The organism is Streptomyces bobili (assembly GCF_002154575.1).
Lineage (GTDB): Bacteria > Actinomycetota > Actinomycetes > Streptomycetales > Streptomycetaceae > Streptomyces > Streptomyces bobili.
Genome location: NZ_MUBA01000242.1, coordinates 1 through 18249, shown reverse-complemented (window position 1 = coordinate 18249; position 18249 = coordinate 1). Strand labels below are relative to the sequence as shown.

The following is an 18249-nucleotide window of genomic DNA, read 5'->3' as shown; positions in this document are numbered from 1 at the left end:
GGTGGTGGGGGTCATCGGCCCGCGCGGCGGCAGGCCGATGACCCCCACCACCCGCACCCTGACGGAAGGCAGCCCCGTGTTCGAGTTCAGCGTGGTCGGCGGCACCACGGCCCGTGAGGTCATCGCCCGCTCCCGTCCCGAGATCGTGCGCGAGGTGCGTTCCACCTACCTCGCCCACGACGACGGCGACTCGGTCAACCCCGACAGCTACTTCCTGCGCTTCCCCGACAAGCCGGACGCCCGCATCATCGCGCTCCCCGCCTACCTCGGCGGCGAGCACGACGTGGCCGGCATCAAGTGGATCGGCTCGTTCCCGCAGAACATCGCCGACGGCATCCCCCGCGCCAGCGCCGCCCTCCTCCTGAACGACTACGCCACCGGCTACCCGTTCGCCCTCCTGGAGGCCTCCCAGATCAGCGCCGCCCGTACGGCCGCCTCCGCGGTCCTGGCCGCCGAGCAGCTGTCCGGCTCCCGCACCGCCGGGCACCTCTCGGTGATCGGCGGCGGCATCATCGCCCGCAACATCCTGGAGTTCTTCGCCGCGCAGGGCTGGGAGTTCGGCGGAGTCACCGTCCACGACAAGGTCCCCGAGTACGCCGAGGCCCTCGCCGCCCACTCCCAGGACCACCTCGGCTACCGCACGTCGACCACCGCGAGCCTCGAAGTCGCCCTGCTCAAGGCCGACATCGTGGTCTTCGCGACGACGGCTTCGGAGCCGTACGTCCTCGACGCGGGCGCGTTCGCCTCCGGCCAGGTCGTCCTGAACATCTCCCTCAGGGACATCGGCCCGGAACTGATCAACGACGCCTACAACGTCGTCGACGACATCGACCACTGTCTGAAGGCCAACACCTCGCCGCACCTCGCGGAACAGAAGTACGGGCACCGCGACTTCATCACCGGCACCCTCGCCCAGCACATCCGCGGCCAGGTGAGCACCGGCACCGACAAGCCGGTCATCTTCTCCCCGTTCGGCCTCGGCGTCCTCGACCTCGCGGTGGGACTGCACGTCTACCGGGAGGCCCGCGCGGCCGGCGAGGCCGTGGCCATCGACGGCTTCTTCGGCGAGACGACCCGCTGGCCGACCCGCCCGCCCCAGCACGGCTGAACCCCCCACACGACGGGGCCCCTGCCAACCTCACCGGCAGGGGCCCGCGCGTGGTCACCGACGCATGGCAAGGGGCCCGTTCCTTTACAGGAACGGGCCCCTATGCTGCGTGGACCTGTGGGGATTTGAACCCCAGACCCCCTCGATGCGAACGACGGACAGGGTGATCGCTGAGGTCTGCTCGGCTGGCCAACCGGTCATCTTGCGCCCGTCGCGGTCGGCTGCGGTCACGGTGGTTGCTGCACTTCGCTGCTGTATTCCAACGGCTCCGGAGGCGCTTGAGTGATGGGCAGAAGGCCTGGTCGCGGACCTGCGCAGGTGCTCATGGTGCCGCTTCGTCGACAAATAGTCCACGGTCGTGCGGCAGACGCAGTCCTGAGGTGGCAGACGTAGGCACCGCTAGTCGTCGGAGCCGGTCGGGCACAGCTATGGCAGACAGGATGCAGTAATGACTACTAGTAATTGACCCATTCCAGCCGCCTATAGACAGAAATGTCAACTGAGACTGTTGGATACCCAGGCAGGTGAATGAAACGAACTAGTTGACAGCATTCAAGGCCAGATGATCACATAGCCTCCCACTGTGTTACGTGAGGGGTTGTAGTGACGCTGGAGCGTTTGTTGGCGCAAGCGCAACGCTTGGACGGTGCGCAACTGGAGATGCTCGGGGAGATGGCCGATGCTTTGCAGCAGCCCTGCGATGTTCGAGTTGATCCTTTTTCCGATCTAGTTAACGGTGCATTCAGCGACTACTTTTTGAATCGCCTGAAGATTCACCATGCAACATCGGAAGAGAAGTTCAAGAAGGCTTCCTTTGAATACGCTTTTATTGCTGCAGCTAGATACGCGGGCGCCTCGGCAAGCAAAACGAAATCGCAAACATTCCAAGGTGCTGATGCCACAGTTGACGGGGTGCGCTGGTCGTTGAAGACTGAGGCATCGGCGAAAATAAGTAAGACCACCATTGTTGTCTCGAAGTTTTCTGAGGCTCGCTGGATTCGCGATTGCGAGACGCCCGGCGATTTCATGCGTGAATGCGTTCCTAGGTTTCTTTCACATCTAGACGAATATGACAGAATCGCTACGCTGCGCGCCTTTTCGGTCGGGCGCGAACTTGTGCGCTACGAGCTCATAGAGATACCGAAAAGCCTCTTGCTGTGCGTGGCCAATCTAACTGAATGGGACTTCACGCCGCGCACGAGGAACGGCGGCAGCTCTGCGCTCGTCAGAGACTCTGGTGGTACTGCCTTCAGGTTGGTCCTCGACGGCAGCGTGGAAAAGGTCACCCTAAGTCGAATTCCGGTCCAAAACTGCCAGTCTCATGCGAGTTGGACGGTGCCCACCATTCCTGAAACTGAGGAATAGTTGGAATGAATAATGCGGCGGAGCGCCGTCTAAATGAATGACGTTCCGCCGTGCAGACATCACACTGGGATGAGATCCAGCTGTACAGGCCGGCTTGAGGGCACGATGTCATCTACTCGCAGGCTTGTTCCAGGTAGTACGACGCTTTCCAGCTCAGGTCGGGCTCCTGTCAACACCCACTCGGCAACGTGTGCCAGCTGGTACGAGATGAGCGGCGGTACTGCGTCGCCGATGTGACGGTACATGTTTGAGACTGCCCGTGCCTTGAAGATGAAGTTCTCTGGAAAGCCCGAGAGAAGGCCAAGCTCGCGCACGGTGCAAAGTCGGTCTTGTTCGGGATGCGAGTACCTTCCGTTTCCGAAGTGTGAGCACTCCCGCTTGATGGTGGGTGAAGGCCTGTCCCACCACAAACGCCCGTAGATGTCGGGGTAGGAACCGAACTTGCCAGCGGCGATCGTCCTTTTCATGGCTGGCGTCAACACGATGTCAGCGTCAGGATGTTCTCGCATGTCGATCCACGATCCGCCATCGCGAGGGGTGGCCTGAAGTCGCCTGAGCGTGGAATCTGCACCGATTGAGGGCGAGACATGCATGGGATCGGCTGAATGGCGTTCGCCTGCCGCCACTTGAGGTAGGTGGCTGATCGCGCGCCGTACGGAGATGGCTTCTGGCGTCACCGTTGAATCACCCCACAGCTCTTCAAGGGTATGGAGCTGCTTGTCCTCGCGGACGGCGATGACCAGCGCGCGCTCACGCTGCTGTGGTAGTCCGAACCTCGTGAGCATGTGAGTGCCGGCGTGGACGCTATAGCGCATGTCCTTCAAATCTGCGCGGAGCTGCTCGAAATGATGTCGAAAGTTTCCCTGCAACATCTCCCGTGCGTTCTCCATCACCAAGATGGAGGGCATCAATTCTGCGACAAACTCTGCTGTCTTTGCAATCAGTGAGTTTCGGGCATCGTCCTCGATATGGTTCTTCGGGTTGGCTCGGGACAAACCCGTGCAAGGCGGGCAAGCGCTGAGTACGTCGAGCTCTCGGCCCTGAAGGCGCAGGTCCAATAGGGACCGAAGCTTTGATCCGGTAAGTGCAGCGATGTCTTCTTCGAACGGCTGAATATGCATATTGGCTGCGTAAGTGTCATTGCACTCTAGCGTCCCTCTGCCGCTGCTGGGCTTGCCCAGCTGGGCGTCAACGGCCCCGACCGGCTCAAAGTCGCCATGTGCATGAAACCCATAGCTCATTCCGCCGGCGCCGCTGAAAAGGTCGGCGAACGTCCATCGTTGCATCCAGCTGTCCCTTCTTTGGCGACTGCAGCAGTCGCGCGCTGCGATCCTAGAGACCTCGTCAACGCTCGATGGGATTCCCATGAGCACACCCATTGTGGCGGGAGCCACTGACATCGCGGCGAGCACTGTCCCCTCATCCGCTCGCAACCATGTCCGGAGGAGCAAGAGACGCCAGTGCTAGCTGGCGACAGATCCTTTGCGGAGTCTACGTTGTGTTGCTGCTTGGGGTGGTTGCCGCGGCAGGCCGAGAGGGCGTCCACAGGTCGGTGGAGTCTTAGATGCAGCTACAGCGCATCAACCGGCGCTTGGTCCATGACGAGACCAAGACCGAGGCACGAGATTTACGTCGCGGCCCTCCAGCGCCGACAGAAGAACGGGAGTGGCCAAGCAAGCGGCCGGCGAACTGTGGTCGAACTCGGACTTCATCTTCACGACCCGCTACGGCACCCCGATCGAACCCCGCAACTTCAACCGCCGGTTCGTCGACCGCTCGACCCGGGCCCGCGTCCGTCAGATCCGACTGCACGACACCCGGCACACGTGCGGTTCGCTCCTCGCGGCGCTCGACGTGCACCCGCGGGTCGCGATGCAGATTCTTCGGCACAGCAAGATCGCGGTGACGATGGAGGTGTACACGCACGTCCCGTCGGAAGCCACGCGTCGGGCACTGCGCAAGCTGGGCAAGCACCTTGGGAAGCAAGATCCGGAGTAGTTGCTGTACTTCGCTGCTGTACGACACCAAAGAACCCCTGCCGGATCTCCCCGGCAGGGGTTCTGAGCTGCGGTGGACCTGTGGGGATTTGAACCCCAGACCCCCTCGATGCGAACGAGGTGCGCTACCAGACTGCGCCACAGGCCCTTGCAACGAGTGAAACTCTAGCATCCCCCTCGGGGTGCTTGGAAATCCGTTCCCCGAGCCCCCGACCACCGCGAATGGGGCGTCACGTGGGGACCGCCCGCCGTCCACTGGTCGGCTCGTCGGCGCTCACTCGTTGGCGGCGCGCGGCCGGTCGCCGTCCTCGTACTGGTCGAACAGCGGCGTGCGGCCCCGCTCTCGGGAGCGCCGGGCCGACGCGGCGCGGCGCGCGTCGGTGCGCTCGCCGCCCTCCGCCCGGCCGGTGTCCCCGTCCGCTTCGTCCTGCGCGTCGTCCGCGGTGTCGTGGCCGGAGCCCGCGTCGGCCGCCTCCTGTTCCGGCGCGACGGAGCTGGACCGGGCCGAGCTCCAGGTGTCCGGTGCCCCGAGGTCCACGTCGGAGGTGGCCCGCGGCGCGACCGGCGCGGTCACGTACGTCGGCAGCGGCACCGGCACCGGGTCCCAACTGTCCCCGTGGCCCGGCCGCCGCTGGCGTTCGCGCTGCTGGTCGACCCATTCGGCGTGGTCGGTCTGCTCGACGAGCGCCCTGCGGTCCGCGGCGAGGGCCACCAGGCCAGGATCGGTTTCGGCCTCGGGGCCCTCGTGCGGCTCCTCTGCGCCGGCGTCGAGGCCGGGGTCGACGGAGGCGGAGGCGCGGGCGGCCGGGGCCGCCGCCCGGCGGCGCGGCTGGCGCTCGCGCAGCCGCTGGGCCGCGACCTCGGCCTGCCTGCGGTCCATCTGGTAGGTGAAGCGGCGGCGCTCCTGGGAGCGCAGGTGGGCGATGTACCCGCTCAGCAGGAGGGCGGGCACGCCGGGCGCCCAGAGGAAGGCGAGTCCGCCGACGGCCGCGACGATCGCACCCAGGGTGAAGGCGAGGAAGAGGACGACGGTGGTGCGCCTGCGGCGCGCGAGGACCTTCATGCGCCGGGCGCGCGCGGCTGCCGCCTGCTCATGCGCCGAAGCGGCGGCGGAGGCCGCCGGCGCGGAGGGCGTGCGCCGCGCGTCGGGCACGCGCTGATGCGCCGGGGCGGCGCCCGCCTGCTGAGCGGGCCTGGAGGCCTGCTCCGCCCTGGATGCCTGCTCGGCCCTGGACGCCTGCTCACGGGCCGCCGCCCTGGCGGACTGCTCACGCGATTCACGGGCGTCACGGGCGTCGCGTGCCGCCTGGGCGACCTGCTCGCGGGTCGACTCCGGGCGGGCTTGCTCGCGTTCCGGGACCGGCGCCTTGACCGTCGCCTTGACCTGCGGACGGGCCGGAGGCATGGCGAAGGCCCGGACGTCCACCGAGTCGGTGGCGCCGTCCGGCACGTCGGCGTCGGGCTCCTCCCCCTCTTCGGCGGAGCGCGCCCGCAGGTCCTTGGCGTACCGGCGCTCCATGCCCGCTCGTCCGGACAGGAGCCGGATGGCGGTGCTGAAGCGTTCGGTCGGACGGGCCTCGTTCAGCTCGTCCTGCCTACGGAGCCACATCGGCACCAAGTAGGCGGCCCAGGCCCCGACGATGATTGCGTAGATGAGGCCGCTGCTGCTCACGCCTCACACGGTAGAGGGGTTTGCGTGAGGCCATCCGCCAATTGAGCCGGTGTGTCGCACGATCTGGCTGATATTTCGAGCTTTTTTTGTGATCGATCCGATCAGCAGGCCGCTGGAGCGGCGAATTCAATGCCCCAGACGGTCATCACCCGATCATTTTCGAACACTTATTCAATTTCCGGGGGCTGCGCGATTCCCGCGGGTGTTCTGCGGGTCACGGGGCGCACCGCGCGGACGGTTGCGCCGCCAGCGGCTCAGCAGTCCCTCCGGCACCTCCTCGGCCGTGAGGGCGAACACGAGATGGTCACGCCAGGCTCCGTCGATGTGGAGATAACGCGGACGCAGGCCCTCCTCGCGGAATCCGAGTTTCTCCACGACCCGGCGGCTGGGCCCGTTCTCGGGCCGAATGCAGACCTCGATGCGGTGCAGTCCGACGGTACGGAAACAGTGGTCCACGACCATCGCCACGGCCGTCGGCATCACCCCGCGGCCGGCCACCGACTCGTCGACCCAGTAGCCGACGTGCCCGGAGCACATGGACCCCCAGGTGATCCCGGCGACCGTCAACTGCCCGACCAGCCGCCCCTGGTACTCGATGACGAACGGCAGCATCCGGCCCGCGTTCGCCTCGGACCGCAGATGGCGGACCATCTGCCGGTAGGTCGGCCGGTGGGTGATCGGTCCGGTGGGCGCGGGCGGCGGGATGGTCGCCTCCCAGGGACGCAGCCAGTCCCGGTTGCGCCGGTTGACCTCGCGCCAGGCACGCTGATCGCGCAGCTTTATCGGCCGCAGGACGATGTCGCCCTCCGCCAGTTCGACGGGCCAGGTCGGGCTGTTCAGCTGGCACCCCCCTGGCCGGCGCCGGGTCTGGTGTGGTCGCCGCCGCGGAGCTGGTCCGCGGCGTGCGCCAGCAGGGGCTCCAGGACGGCCAGTCCGTCCCTGACCCCGCCGGTGGAACCCGGCAGGTTGATGATCAGCGTGCGCTGCGCCACTCCGGCCAGGCCCCGCGACAGCACGGCCGTGGGCACCTTGTCGCGGCCGTACGCCCTGATGGCCTCCGCGATGCCGGGCACCTCGTGGTCGATCACCGCGCGGGTCGCCTCGGGTGTGCGGTCGGTGGGTGAGATACCGGTGCCTCCGGTGGTGACGACCACGTCGTAGCCGGCCGCCACGGCGGCGCGCAGCGCGGCCTCCACCGGGTCGCCGTCGGGCACGACCCGCGGGCCGTCGACGGTGAAGCCGAAGCCCCTGAGGCCGTCGGCGATCAGCGGGCCGCCCCGGTCCTCGTAGACACCGGCCGAGGCGCGGTTGGAGGCGGTCACGACCAGCGCGCGGTACGGAGCGGCGCTCACGGCCGGCTCCAGTCGCCCGACTTGCCGCCCGTCTTCTCCTCGACCCGGACGTCCGTGATGACCGCTCCCTTGTCGACCGCCTTGACCATGTCGATCACGGTGAGCGCGGCGACGGAGACCGCGGTGAGGGCTTCCATCTCGACGCCCGTGCGGTCCGTGGTCCGCACCGTGGCGGTGATCTCCACGGCGTCGTCCGCGACCGACAGGTCCAGTTTCACACCGGAGACCGCCAGGGGGTGACACAACGGGATGAGGTCGGGCGTGCGCTTGGCGCCCATGATGCCGGCGATCCGGGCGGTGGCCAGGGCGTCCCCCTTGGGGACCCCCTCGCCGCGCAGCAGCTCGATCACGCGGGGCGAGACGAGGACACGCCCGCTGGCCCGCGCCGTCCGCGCCGTCACGTCCTTGGCGGAAACGTCGACCATGCGGGCGGCGCCGGCCTCGTCGATGTGCGTCAGTCGGTCCTGCACAGGGGGTCCGGGGGTCTTCCCCCGGGAAGGCACAGTCATGGTGGTGTGGCGCTCCCGGTCCGGGCGTGTGGTGCGCGACACGGTACCCCTATGCGGGGACCCGCGGCGGACCAGGACCGGCTTGCGGTCCTGCACACGTGCGTGCAGGTCAGCCGAGCAGTACGACCTCGACCTCGGTGCCCGGCTCGACGGACTCCACGTCCTCGGGGACGACGATCAGCGAGTCCGCGTGCGCGAGGGCCGCCACCAGGTGGGAGCCGGCGCCGCCGACCGGGCGCACGGTGCCCTCGGCACAGGTCGCGCGCAGGAACTGCCTGCGCCCTTTCGGCGAGGTCAGCGCCTTGTCGGCGGCGAGCGTCGCGCGCGTGGTGGGCCGGTGGACGTCCTCGAGCCCCATGAGGGCGCGGATCGCGGGCCGCACGAACAGCTCGAAGGAGACGTACGACGACACCGGGTTGCCGGGCAGGGCGAGCAGCGGGGTGTGGTCGGGGCCGATGGAGCCGAAGCCCTGGGGCTTGCCGGGCTGCATGGCCAGCTTGCGGAAGTCGATGCCGCTGCCCGCCTCGTCCTCGTCCCCGACGTGCGACAGGGCCTCCTTGACGACGTCGTACGCTCCCACGCTCACGCCGCCGGTGGTGACCACGAGGTCGGCGCGGACCAACTGGTCCTCGATGGTGGACCGGAGCGTCTCCGCGTCGTCGGCGACCGCGCCGACCCGGTAGGCGATGGCTCCGGCGTCGCGGGCGGCGGCGGTGAGGGCGAAGCTGTTGGAGTCGTAGATCTGGCCGCTGCGCAGTTCCTCGCCGGGCTGGACGAGTTCGCTGCCCGTGGACAGGACGACCACGCGCGGGCGCGGGCGTACGCGGGCGGTGCCGCGTCCGATGGCGGCGAGGAGGGCGATCTGCGGCGGGCCGAGGACGGTGCCGGCCTCCAGGGCGCGGTCGCCGGCCCGCACGTCGCTGCCCTTCGCGCGTACGTGCGCGCGGGCCTCGGCGGAGCGGTACACGCGGACCTGCCCCGAGGTCTGTTCGGGGCCGAGACTGCGGGCGCGCATCCCGTGGACCGGGCCCTCGCCGAGGCCTCCGTCGGTCCACTCCACGGGGACGACGGCCTCGGCGCCGGGCGGCAGCGGGGCCCCGGTCATGATCCGGGCGGCCTGCCCCGGCCCGACGTGCAGGAGATCGGCCTGGCCCGCGGCGACGTCTCCGACGACCTCCAGAGCGGCCGGGTACTCCTGGCTCGCGCCCGCGACGTCCGCGACCCGTACCGCGTACCCGTCCATCGAGCTGTTGTCGAAGGGCGGCAGCGAGACCGGCACCATGACGTCCTCGACCAGGACGCACCCCTGGGCATCGGGCAGTTGCAGCTCGATGGGCTCCAGGGGGCGGACGGCGGCGAGGATGTCCTCCAGGTGCTCGTCCACCGACCACAGACGGTCCTGGCCGGTGGTGCGGGGCGCGGCGGTGCTCAAGACTGTTGCATCTCCTCGGTGACGTAACTGCGAAGCCAGGACCGGAAGTCCGGTCCCAGGTCTTCACGTTCGCACGCGAGTCTGACAATGGCACGCAGATAGTCGCCGCGGTCGCCTGTGTCATAGCGGCGGCCCTTGAAGACGACGCCGTGCACCGGGCCGCCGGCCTTCTCGTCCTCGGCGAGCTGCTGGAGGGCGTCGGTGAGCTGGATCTCGCCGCCGCGGCCGGGCTCGGTCCGGCGCAGTATCCCGAAGATGGCGGGGTCCAGGACGTAGCGCCCGATGATCGCGTAGTTCGAGGGGGCGTCCGCCGGGTCCGGCTTCTCCACGAGGCCGGTCACCTTGACGACGTCGCCGTCCGTGGTGCTCTCCACGGCCGCGCAGCCGTAGAGGTGGATCTGCTCGGGGGCGACCTCCATGAGCGCGACGACGCTTCCGCCGTGCTGCTCGCGGACCTCGATCATCCGCTGGAGCAGCGGGTCGCGGGGGTCGATCAGGTCGTCGCCCAGCAGGACGGCGAAGGGTTCCTGCCCGACGTGGGGGGCCGCGCACAGCACCGCGTGCCCGAGCCCTTTGGGGTCGCCCTGTCGCACGTAGTGCATGGTCGCCAGGTCGCTGGACTGCTGGACCTTCTCCAGGCGGGCGGCGTCGCCCTTCTTCTGAAGTGCCGACTCCAGTTCGTAGTTGCGGTCGAAGTGGTCCTCCAGCGGGCGCTTGTTGCGTCCAGTGATCATGAGGACGTCGTCCAGACCGGCGGACACGGCCTCCTCGACCACGTACTGGATCGCGGGCTTGTCCACGACCGGCAGCATCTCCTTGGGAGTTGCCTTGGTCGCCGGCAGGAACCGGGTGCCGAGGCCGGCCGCGGGGATGACAGCCTTGCTGATCCTGGGGTGCGACTGAGTCATGTCGGGAACCTTATCCGGTGGCTTTGTGAGGAAACTGTGGCTCCGGTTAAATAATGATCATATGAGCGTATGGGAATCGCGCGGGAGCCACATGAGCCACACCGAAGGCGGAGCAGAGTCTCACAAACGTATGTTGCGGCGAGAGTTCATCACGGTGAGGAACAGGTTGACGACTGATGACCTGCGAGAAGCCGCCACTTCACTCGCCGGGCAGGCCCTGCGGCTCCCCGAGTTGGCGCGCGCCCGGACCGTTGCGGCGTACGTCTCCGTCGGCAGCGAGCCGGGAACGCTCGCGCTGCTGGACGCGCTGCTCGCGCGGGGCGTGCGCGTCCTGCTCCCCGCGCTGCTGCCCGACAACGACCTCGACTGGGGGGCGTACACCGGTGAGGGCTCTCTCGCGCGGGTCCAACATGGCGGGAAGATGGCCCTGTTCGAGCCCGCGGGCGACCGGCTGGGGCCGGAGGCCGTGACGGACGCCGACGTGGTGCTGCTGCCGGGCCTCGCCGTCGACACGCGCGGCATGCGCCTCGGCCGCGGCGGCGGATCGTACGACCGCGTGCTGGCGCGGCTGGAACGCGCGGGTGCGGATCCCTCGCTGGTGGTGCTGCTCTACGACAGCGAGGTGGTCGCGCACGTCCCGGAGGAGCCGCACGACCGGCCCGTGCACGCCGTCGTCACACCGTCGGGTGTGCGCCGCTTCATGTGAAAGGGGGCCCTCCACGCGCGCGTGGAGGGCCCCCTTTCACCTGTTCACCTGCTCACCTGCTCACCTGCTCACCTGCTCACGGCTTCAGCACCAGGGTGTCGCTCGTGCTGTCGTCGACCGCCTTCTTCTTGAACGGCCAGTCGAGCAGCTCGCCCTTGACCCACTTGTCCGTCTGGTCGGTGTAGTGGGCGCTGAACGCGTGCCCCGAGGCGCCGGTGAGGTTGATCCACTTCGACTTGTCGAGGTCGTCGAGGTTGACCACCATCCGCATCGACGGCACCCACACGACGTCGTAGCCACCCGCGGCGTTCCAGCCGGTCGCGTCGACCGCCGCCTCGCCGCCCCCGAGCTTCCACGGGCCGCGGTTGAGGATGTCCTGGATGATGCCGGGGCCGCTGGTGCCCAGGGTCTGGTTCTTCAGGAACAGGCGGTGCAGCCGGCCCCAGCTCCAGGTGTCGATGTCCTTGCCGAGCTTGGCGGTCAGCTCCCAGCGGGCGTCGATCATGGCCCGCGCGAACAGCTCGCCACGGTCCTTCTCGGCGCCGGGGCGGGTGCCCACCTCGGGCGTCGTCCACCAGTCGCTGTCCGTCTTCTCCATGAGGTTGCGCACGACCTCGAACCAGCGGTCGCCGCCGTCCGGCTGCGCCTGGTCGCCGTCGCGCTGCCCGCACTCGCGGACCTTGTCCTTGTCGTCGACCGGGCCGGTGGTGTCGACCGGGTCGACCCACACGCACTGGCCCTCGACCCGCACTTCCTTGGGCAGCTTGTGGGCGAAGGCCAGCTTGAGGATGTTGCGCCAGACCGCGTTGAAGTAGGCAGCGGCGGCCGAGTCGGCGTCCTGGGTGTAGTCCCAGTCCCGGAGCAGCTCCTGCGCCTCACGGACGTCGGGGTCGTCCAGGTTGATCTTCAGCAGCGCGGGGACGAGCAGCCGCGCGATCTGGCTGTCGTTGTCCAGCTGCATCTGGCGCATGTCGTCGGTGGAGACCTTGCCGCCGCCCTCGATCTTCTTCGTGATCAGGTTGGTGATCCGCTCGCTGCGGGTGCCGTAGCCCCAGTCCGTGGTGAGTGTGTAGGGGTACTTGTCCGGGTCGATCACGGCCTGGTTGGCGGTGACGATGTAGCCGCGCGCCGGGTCGTACTCGTAGGGCAGTTCGTCGAACTTGATGTAAGGCTTCCACTTGTTCTTCGACTCCCAGCCCAGGGTCGGGACCGAGCCGTCGAGGCCCTTCGCGCGCACGGGGATCTTTCCGGGCAGCTGGTAGCCGATGTGGTTCTTGGTGTCGGCGTAGACCAGGTTCTGCGAGGGCACGTCGAACTTCGAGGCCGCCTTGCGGAAGTCGTCCCAGTCGGCCGCCTTGTTCATGGCGAACACGGCGTCCATGGAGGTGCCGGGCTCCAGCGCGGTCCACTTCAGGGCGACCGCGTAGCCGTTCCCGCGGTCGGGGGCGTCGTCGTCGACGGTGGCCTTCTCGCCGACCTTGACCAGTTCGTCGTCGCGGTCGGACAGCAGGGGCATCCCGTCCTCGGTCTCCCGGACGACGATCTTCTTCGCCGCGCCGCCGGCGACCTTGATGGTCTCCTCGCGCTGGCGGAAGGGCTTGACCTTGCCGTCGTAGAGGTAGCCGTCGCCGGAGAGCTTCTCCAGGTAGAGGTCGGTGACGTCGACGCCGGAGTTGGTCATGCCCCAGGAGATGTCGGCGTTGTGGCCGATGACCACACCCGGCATGCCCGCGAAGGTGTAGCCGGAGACGTCGTACCCGCACTTGGCGGAGACGGTGCGGCAGTGCAGGCCCATCTGGTACCAGACGGACGGCAGCGAGGCCGACAGGTGCGGGTCGTTGGCCAGCAGCGGCTTGTTGGTGATGGTGTACTTGCCGCCGACGACCCAGGAGTTGGAGCCGATGCCGTTGCCGTTCACGCCGACCGCTGTGGGCAGGTCGTCCAGGACGTCGTAGAGGCCCGCGAGCTGGCCTTCGATGGCCGAGCCGGACGTATCGTCGGACGAGGTGCCCGAGCCGCCCGTCGTGCCGTCCGAGGAGCCGGCGTCCGAGGAGGAGCTGTCCGAGGAGCCGGAGTCCGAGGAGCCGTCCTGCGACGAGCCCTCCGAGGAGTCATCGGAGCCGTCCTGCTCGAACGTCTTCGTCAGCTCGTCGTACTGGCCCTCCTGCACGATCGGCTTGTTCCGGTCGTACGGGTACTGCGGGTACAGGTCGGCGATCTGCTGCGGGCCGAGGCGGCTGGTCAGCAGGGCGCGGTCGATCTCGTCCTGCATGTTGCCGCGCAGGTCCCAGGCCATCGCCTTCAGCCAGGCGACCGAGTCGACGGGCGTCCACTCGGCGGGCTTGTAGTCGTTGGTGAACCCGAGCGCCGCGTACTCCAGCGAGATGTCCTCGCCGTCCTTGCCCTGGAGATAGGCGTTGACACCCTTGGCGTACGCGTCGAGGTACTTCTTCGTGGGGCCCGACAGCTTCTCTTCGTACTCCTGCTTGGCGATGCGGTCCCAGCCGAGGGTGCGCAGGAACTCGTCGTTGTCGACCTGGCTCTTGCCGAACATCTCCGACAGGCGCCCGGACGTCATGTGACGGCGCACGTCCATCTCGTAGAACCGGTCCTGCGCCTGGACGAAGCCCTGTGCCATGAACAGGTCCTCGTCGGTGGAGGCGTAGATCTGCGGGATGCCGTAGCCGTCCCGCTTCACGTCCACCGGCCCGGACAGGCCGTCGAGCGTGATCGAACCCTTGGTCTGCGGGAAGGAGGCGCGGACGGTACTGATGGACCAGTAGCCGCCGTACGCGATGCCTCCGATGATGGCCAGCACCAGGACAAGCACGAAAAGTCGGGCTTTGCGCCCCTTCTTCCTGCCGGACTTGGCGGGCTTGTCGCCCGTTGAGGCGGTGGTGTTGGGGGGCATCGCTGTCCTTGCTGTCCTAACGCGAGCGGCAGGTCGGGCTATGACTGTGAATGAACGCTGGAGCAACCATAGGCGCAGGGGTCCGGGCCACTTGACGCGGAGTCGGCAACCAGCACGTGTGAATGTTCGATCTTCCACCGGCGAGCGTCAAGAAATCGTCAAGAGTTAGGTAAGGTAACGAAGTAATTGGGTCCGGAGTGCCTCAGCTTCGTGTCCGATGTCCATGCGCCCCGCGTGCGCGTCGCGCACGCCAGTGAAGGGAACCGCCGCTGACTGTCCACCACCTCAACCAGCTCCTGTTCGTCTGCTCGATCGTCCTGCTCGTCGCCGTCGCGGCGGTCCGGATCTCCTCGCGCAGCGGGCTCCCCAGCCTGCTCGTGTATCTGGGCATCGGCGTCCTCATGGGCACGGACGGCATCGGCAACATCCACTTCGACAACGCCGAAATGACCCAGGTCATCGGGTACGCGGCCCTGGTCGTGATCCTGGCCGAGGGCGGCCTCGGCACGAAGTGGAAGGAGATCGAGCCCGCCCTGCCCGCCTCCTCGGTGCTGGCGCTGGTCGGGGTCGCCGTGAGCGTGGGCGTCACCGCCACGGCCGCCCACTACCTGGTCGGGCTGGAGTGGCGGCAGGCGCTCATCATCGGCGCGGTGGTGTCCTCCACGGACGCGGCGGCGGTCTTCTCCGTCCTGCGCAGGATCCCGCTCCCCTCCCGCGTGACGGGCACCCTGGAGGCCGAGTCCGGCTTCAACGACGCCCCGGTCGTCATCCTGGTCGTCTCCTTCTCCACCATCGGCCCCGTCGAGCACTGGTACGTGCTGCTGGGCGAGATAGCGCTGGAACTGGCCATCGGCGCCGCCATCGGCCTCGCGGTCGGCTGGCTGGGCGCCTGGGGGCTGCGGCACGTGGCCCTGCCCGCCTCCGGCCTCTACCCGATCGCCGTGATGGCGATCGCGGTCACGGCGTACGCGGCGGGCGCGCTGGCACACGGCAGCGGCTTCCTCGCCGTGTACCTCGCGTCCATGGTCATGGGCAACGCGAAACTCCCGCACTGGCCCGCCACCCGCGGCTTCGCCGACGGACTCGGCTGGCTCGCCCAGATCGGCATGTTCGTCCTGCTCGGTCTGCTCGTCACCCCGCACGAACTGGGCGACGACGTGCTGCCCGCCCTCATCATCGGCCTGGTGCTGACCATGGTGGCCCGCCCGCTGAGCGTCGTGGTGTGCCTGACGCCGTTCCGCGTGCCCTGGCAGGAGCAGACGCTCATGTCCTGGGCCGGCCTGCGCGGCGCGGTGCCCATCATCCTGGCGACGATCCCCATGGTGAGCGGCATCGAGGGCAGCCACCGGATCTTCAACATCGTCTTCGTCCTGGTCGTCGTCTACACCCTGATCCAGGGGCCGACGCTGCCCTGGCTGGCCCGCAAGCTGCACCTGGGCCAGGACGCCGAGGCCGCCGACCTCGGCATCGAGTCGGCGCCCCTGGAGCGGCTGCGCGGGCATCTGCTGTCGGTGGCGATCCCCGAGGGCTCCAAGATGCACGGCGTCGAGGTCAACGAGCTGCGGCTGCCCGCCGGGGCCGCCGTCACCCTCGTCGTACGCGACGGCACCTCCTTCGTGCCGCTGCCGACGACGGTGCTGCGGCGCGGCGACGAACTCCTGGTCGTCGCCACCGACCCGGTCCGGGACGCGGCGGAGCGGCGGCTGCGCGCCGTCGGGCACGGCGGCAAACTGGCCGACTGGCTGGGCACGGACGGCGCGGACACGCGTTGACGGGCACGCGTTAAGGGCAGGTTTCGTGGTGTTCACACCACCGTCATTCGGAGGCCGTCCCGCCCATGGTGCTCACTTTCACAGGTACGGCGGGCAGTGACCCCTGTACGATGAAGGCACACCTTGATCGAACCAACTCTGTCTGACGCAGAGCTGGCGCGACCGTATGGCGGCCGGAACATCTCCCCCGTGGGCACCGGTATCTACCGCAGTGCGCGCAAGAGGACAGCTCTCGGCGCCGCCCGTACACCCGAGGGATCGCGCTACCAGGCGGCAGAAAGGCACGGGCCGTGGCATCCACGGTCACCTCCGAGCCGTCGAAGGACTCGTCGGCACCGCCCCGCCCGGGGTACGGAAACCTGCTGCGCACGCGCGGCGCCTGGACGTTCCTGCTGCCCGGCTTCGCCGCGCGCCAGCCGTTCGCCATGCTCACCATCTCCATCGTGCTGCTCGTGCAGCACACCACCGGCTCGTACGGCGTCGCGGGCGCCGTCGCGGCCGTCACCGGTGTCTCCATGGCGCTGTGCGCGCCCTGGACCGGCCGCCTCGCCGACCGCTACGGCCAGCGCGCCGTACTGGTCCCCGGCGTCCTGGTGCACTCGCTGTCCGGGCTGGTCCTGACGGCGCTCGCCCTGGGCCACGCCCCGCTGTGGGCGCTGTTCGCGGCGGCCGTGCCCACCGGCGCCTCGGTCCCGCAGGTCGGCCCGATGGTGCGGGCCCGCTGGGGCGTGAAGCTGAAGGGCTCGCCCCTGATGACCACGGCGGCCGCCTTCGAGTCCGTCACGGACGAGCTGACCTTCGTCCTGGGCCCGCTTCTGGCGACCGCCCTGTGCACCGCCGTCAACCCGGCCGCCGGCCTGGTGACGGAAGCCTCGCTGACCCTGATCGGCGGCCTGCTGTTCGCCGCGCAGAGGGGCACCCAGCCCTCGGTCGCCGTCAAGGGGCACGCGCGCGTGGAGCACGCCTCCGCGCTGAGCATCCCCGGCGTGCGCGTGCTGATCGTGGCCTTCCTCGGTATCGGTGCGGTCTTCGGCGGCATGCAGGTCTCGCTGGCCGCGTTCACCGAGTCGATCGGCGAGCCCGGCCTGAACGGCGTCCTGTACGGCACCTTCGCCGCCGGCAACATGATCTCCGGCCTGGTCTGCGGCGCCGTCGCCTGGAAGTCGGCCCCGCAGCAGCGTCTGGTCGTCGGGTACGCGGCGCTGGCCCTGGCCGTGTCCGGCCTGTGGGCGGCGCACTCCGTGCCGGTGCTGGCGGGCCTCGGCCTGCTGGTCGGCATGTGCATCGCGCCCGCGCTGATCACCGGCTACACGCTGGTCGAGGGTCTGGTCCCGGCGGGCGCGCGAACCGAGGCGTTCACCTGGCTCACCGGCGCCGTGGCGCTCGGCCAGGGAGTGGCGGTCACGGCCGCCGGTCAGCTGGAGGACCGCTTCTGGGGTGGCGCCGGTTTCCTGGTGCCGCTGGCCGGTACGGTCCTGGCCCTGGGGACCGTGCTGGCGCTGCGTTCGCGGCTGGTGGCGCGGCCGAAGGGCCGTACTGTCGCACGTGGCGTCGGTCACCGCTTGCCGGTCACGGTGGACTGAAACCCGGGAATGCGTCAGTATGGATCGTCGTTAGCACTCACTGAGTGAGAGTGCCAGGAGGAAGACAAGTGCCGACCTACCAGTACCAGTGCACCGAGTGTGGCGAGGGCCTCGAGGCGGTGCAGAAGTTCACCGACGACGCCCTGACCGAGTGCCCCAACTGCGGTGGCCGCCTGAAGAAGGTGTTCTCCGCCGTCGGCATCGTCTTCAAGGGCTCCGGCTTCTACCGGAACGACAGCCGCGGCTCCTCGTCGAGCAGCTCGCCGGCCGCGTCGCCGGCGAAGTCGTCGACGCCCTCGGGCACGTCGTCGTCTTCGTCTTCGTCGTCCTCCTCGGACTCGAAGCCGTCCAGCTCCGGAACCTCCGCGGGCAGCTCCGCCGCCTAGCAGACTTCCTTCCCGGGACCCCGCCGTCGTACGACGGCGGGGTCCTCGGTGTTCTCCGGCGGTCCCCCGGTGTCTGTGCGCAGCCCAGGAGCCGCCGGGTTCCTGGAGCCGGATCGGACGGGTGAGCGGCGCCCGCTACTGTGCTGGTCATGGCGAACGCAGAGATCGGTGTAATCGGCGGCTCGGGCTTCTACTCGTTCCTGGACGACGTGACCGAGATCCAGGTGGACACCCCGTACGGGCCTCCCAGCGACTCCCTCTTCCTCGGTGACCTCGCCGGCCGGCGAGNNCCGGCACGCTCCTGGTGCCGGATCAGCTGGTCGACCGGACGAAGTCGCGGCCGGGGACGTACTTCGACGGGCTGCCGCTGCCGGACGGCTCGGTGCCCAACGTGGTGCACGTGTCCCTGGCCGACCCCTACTGCTCCACCGGCCGCTCGGCCGCGCTGAAGGCGGCGCGCGGGCGGGAGTGGGAACCGGTGGACGGCGGGACGCTCGTCGTGATCGAGGGGCCGCGGTTCTCCACCCGTGCCGAATCGTTGTGGCACC

15 protein-coding genes, 1 tRNA gene and 1 pseudogene are annotated in these 18249 nt (G+C 68.7%); 8 read left to right on the top strand and 9 right to left on the bottom strand.

What is annotated here, in order from left to right:
- Nucleotides 1-1108 (top strand): 2,3-diaminopropionate biosynthesis protein SbnB (sbnB, locus tag BZL64_RS20070; RefSeq protein ID WP_341868817.1); only part of this gene is annotated, 1108 nt, incomplete at its 5' end.
- A 603-nt stretch (nucleotides 1109-1711) separates the two neighbouring features.
- Entirely contained in the window at nucleotides 1712-2473 is a 762-nt protein-coding gene (locus BZL64_RS20065; RefSeq protein WP_086770576.1) for a hypothetical protein, read from the top strand.
- Between the two features lie 59 nt (nucleotides 2474-2532).
- Here BZL64_RS20065 and BZL64_RS20060 read toward each other — a convergent pair whose 3' ends face one another.
- Nucleotides 2533-3759 carry a DNA cytosine methyltransferase gene (locus BZL64_RS20060; protein WP_086770575.1) on the bottom strand — a complete coding sequence of 409 codons (1227 nt, stop codon included), beginning with the start codon at nucleotides 3757-3759 and terminating at the stop codon, nucleotides 2533-2535.
- Between the two features lie 379 nt (nucleotides 3760-4138).
- Between BZL64_RS20060 and BZL64_RS20055 the strand changes: the two genes are divergently transcribed.
- On the top strand, nucleotides 4139-4471 hold the full coding sequence (locus BZL64_RS20055) for a tyrosine-type recombinase/integrase (RefSeq protein WP_086770574.1): 333 nt from the start codon (nucleotides 4139-4141) through the stop codon (nucleotides 4469-4471).
- Nucleotides 4472-4544: 73 nt separating this feature from the next.
- On the opposite strand, the gene BZL64_RS20050 is transcribed toward BZL64_RS20055, so the two are convergent.
- The 7 genes from BZL64_RS20050 to galU form a co-directional block, all read right to left on the bottom strand.
- Nucleotides 4545-4618 (bottom strand) — tRNA-Ala (locus BZL64_RS20050).
- Nucleotides 4619-4744: 126 nt separating this feature from the next.
- Nucleotides 4745-6142: a divisome protein SepX/GlpR gene (gene sepX, locus BZL64_RS20045; protein WP_086770573.1), complete on the bottom strand. Its 1398-nt coding sequence runs from the start codon at nucleotides 6140-6142 to the stop codon at nucleotides 4745-4747.
- A 171-nt stretch (nucleotides 6143-6313) separates the two neighbouring features.
- The gene (locus tag BZL64_RS20040; protein WP_086770572.1) at nucleotides 6314-6982 is read right to left on the bottom strand and encodes a GNAT family N-acetyltransferase; all 669 of its coding nucleotides are present in this window, start codon (nucleotides 6980-6982) and stop codon (nucleotides 6314-6316) included.
- Nucleotides 6979-7494, bottom strand: coding sequence for a MogA/MoaB family molybdenum cofactor biosynthesis protein (locus BZL64_RS20035; protein WP_086770571.1), 516 nt, complete (start codon nucleotides 7492-7494; stop codon nucleotides 6979-6981). Before BZL64_RS20035 ends, BZL64_RS20040 begins: the two co-directional genes overlap by 4 nt.
- Nucleotides 7491-8003, bottom strand: coding sequence for a cyclic pyranopterin monophosphate synthase MoaC (moaC, locus tag BZL64_RS20030; protein ID WP_086770570.1), 513 nt, complete (start codon nucleotides 8001-8003; stop codon nucleotides 7491-7493). The genes BZL64_RS20035 and moaC overlap by 4 nt, the downstream gene beginning before the upstream one ends.
- Nucleotides 8004-8112: 109 nt before the next feature.
- Complete coding sequence (gene glp, locus BZL64_RS20025) at nucleotides 8113-9435, bottom strand: molybdotransferase-like divisome protein Glp (RefSeq protein ID WP_086770569.1); 1323 nt, start codon at nucleotides 9433-9435, stop codon at nucleotides 8113-8115.
- The gene (gene galU / locus BZL64_RS20020; protein ID WP_086770568.1) at nucleotides 9432-10343 is read right to left on the bottom strand and encodes a UTP--glucose-1-phosphate uridylyltransferase GalU; all 912 of its coding nucleotides are present in this window, start codon (nucleotides 10341-10343) and stop codon (nucleotides 9432-9434) included. The genes glp and galU overlap by 4 nt, the downstream gene beginning before the upstream one ends.
- A 91-nt stretch (nucleotides 10344-10434) precedes the next feature.
- Here galU and BZL64_RS20015 point away from each other — a divergent pair, with 91 nt between their 5' ends.
- Entirely contained in the window at nucleotides 10435-11049 is a 615-nt protein-coding gene (locus BZL64_RS20015; protein WP_086770567.1) for a 5-formyltetrahydrofolate cyclo-ligase, read from the top strand.
- 76 nt (nucleotides 11050-11125) lie between these two features.
- Here BZL64_RS20015 and BZL64_RS20010 read toward each other — a convergent pair whose 3' ends face one another.
- Complete coding sequence (locus BZL64_RS20010) at nucleotides 11126-13960, bottom strand: penicillin acylase family protein (RefSeq protein ID WP_086770566.1); 2835 nt, start codon at nucleotides 13958-13960, stop codon at nucleotides 11126-11128.
- A gap of 269 nt (nucleotides 13961-14229) precedes the next feature.
- Here BZL64_RS20010 and BZL64_RS20005 point away from each other — a divergent pair, with 269 nt between their 5' ends.
- The 4 genes and pseudogenes from BZL64_RS20005 to BZL64_RS19990 all read left to right on the top strand — a co-directional run.
- Nucleotides 14230-15732, top strand: coding sequence for a potassium/proton antiporter (locus BZL64_RS20005; protein ID WP_086770565.1), 1503 nt, complete (start codon nucleotides 14230-14232; stop codon nucleotides 15730-15732).
- 290 nt (nucleotides 15733-16022) lie between these two features.
- Nucleotides 16023-17315 carry an MFS transporter gene (locus tag BZL64_RS20000; protein ID WP_086770564.1) on the top strand — a complete coding sequence of 431 codons (1293 nt, stop codon included), beginning with the start codon at nucleotides 16023-16025 and terminating at the stop codon, nucleotides 17313-17315.
- A gap of 68 nt (nucleotides 17316-17383) precedes the next feature.
- Nucleotides 17384-17701, top strand: coding sequence for an FmdB family zinc ribbon protein (locus BZL64_RS19995; RefSeq protein WP_086770563.1), 318 nt, complete (start codon nucleotides 17384-17386; stop codon nucleotides 17699-17701).
- 149 nt (nucleotides 17702-17850) lie between these two features.
- A pseudogene (locus BZL64_RS19990) lies at nucleotides 17851-18249 on the top strand (nucleoside phosphorylase-I family protein); the annotation flags it as partial.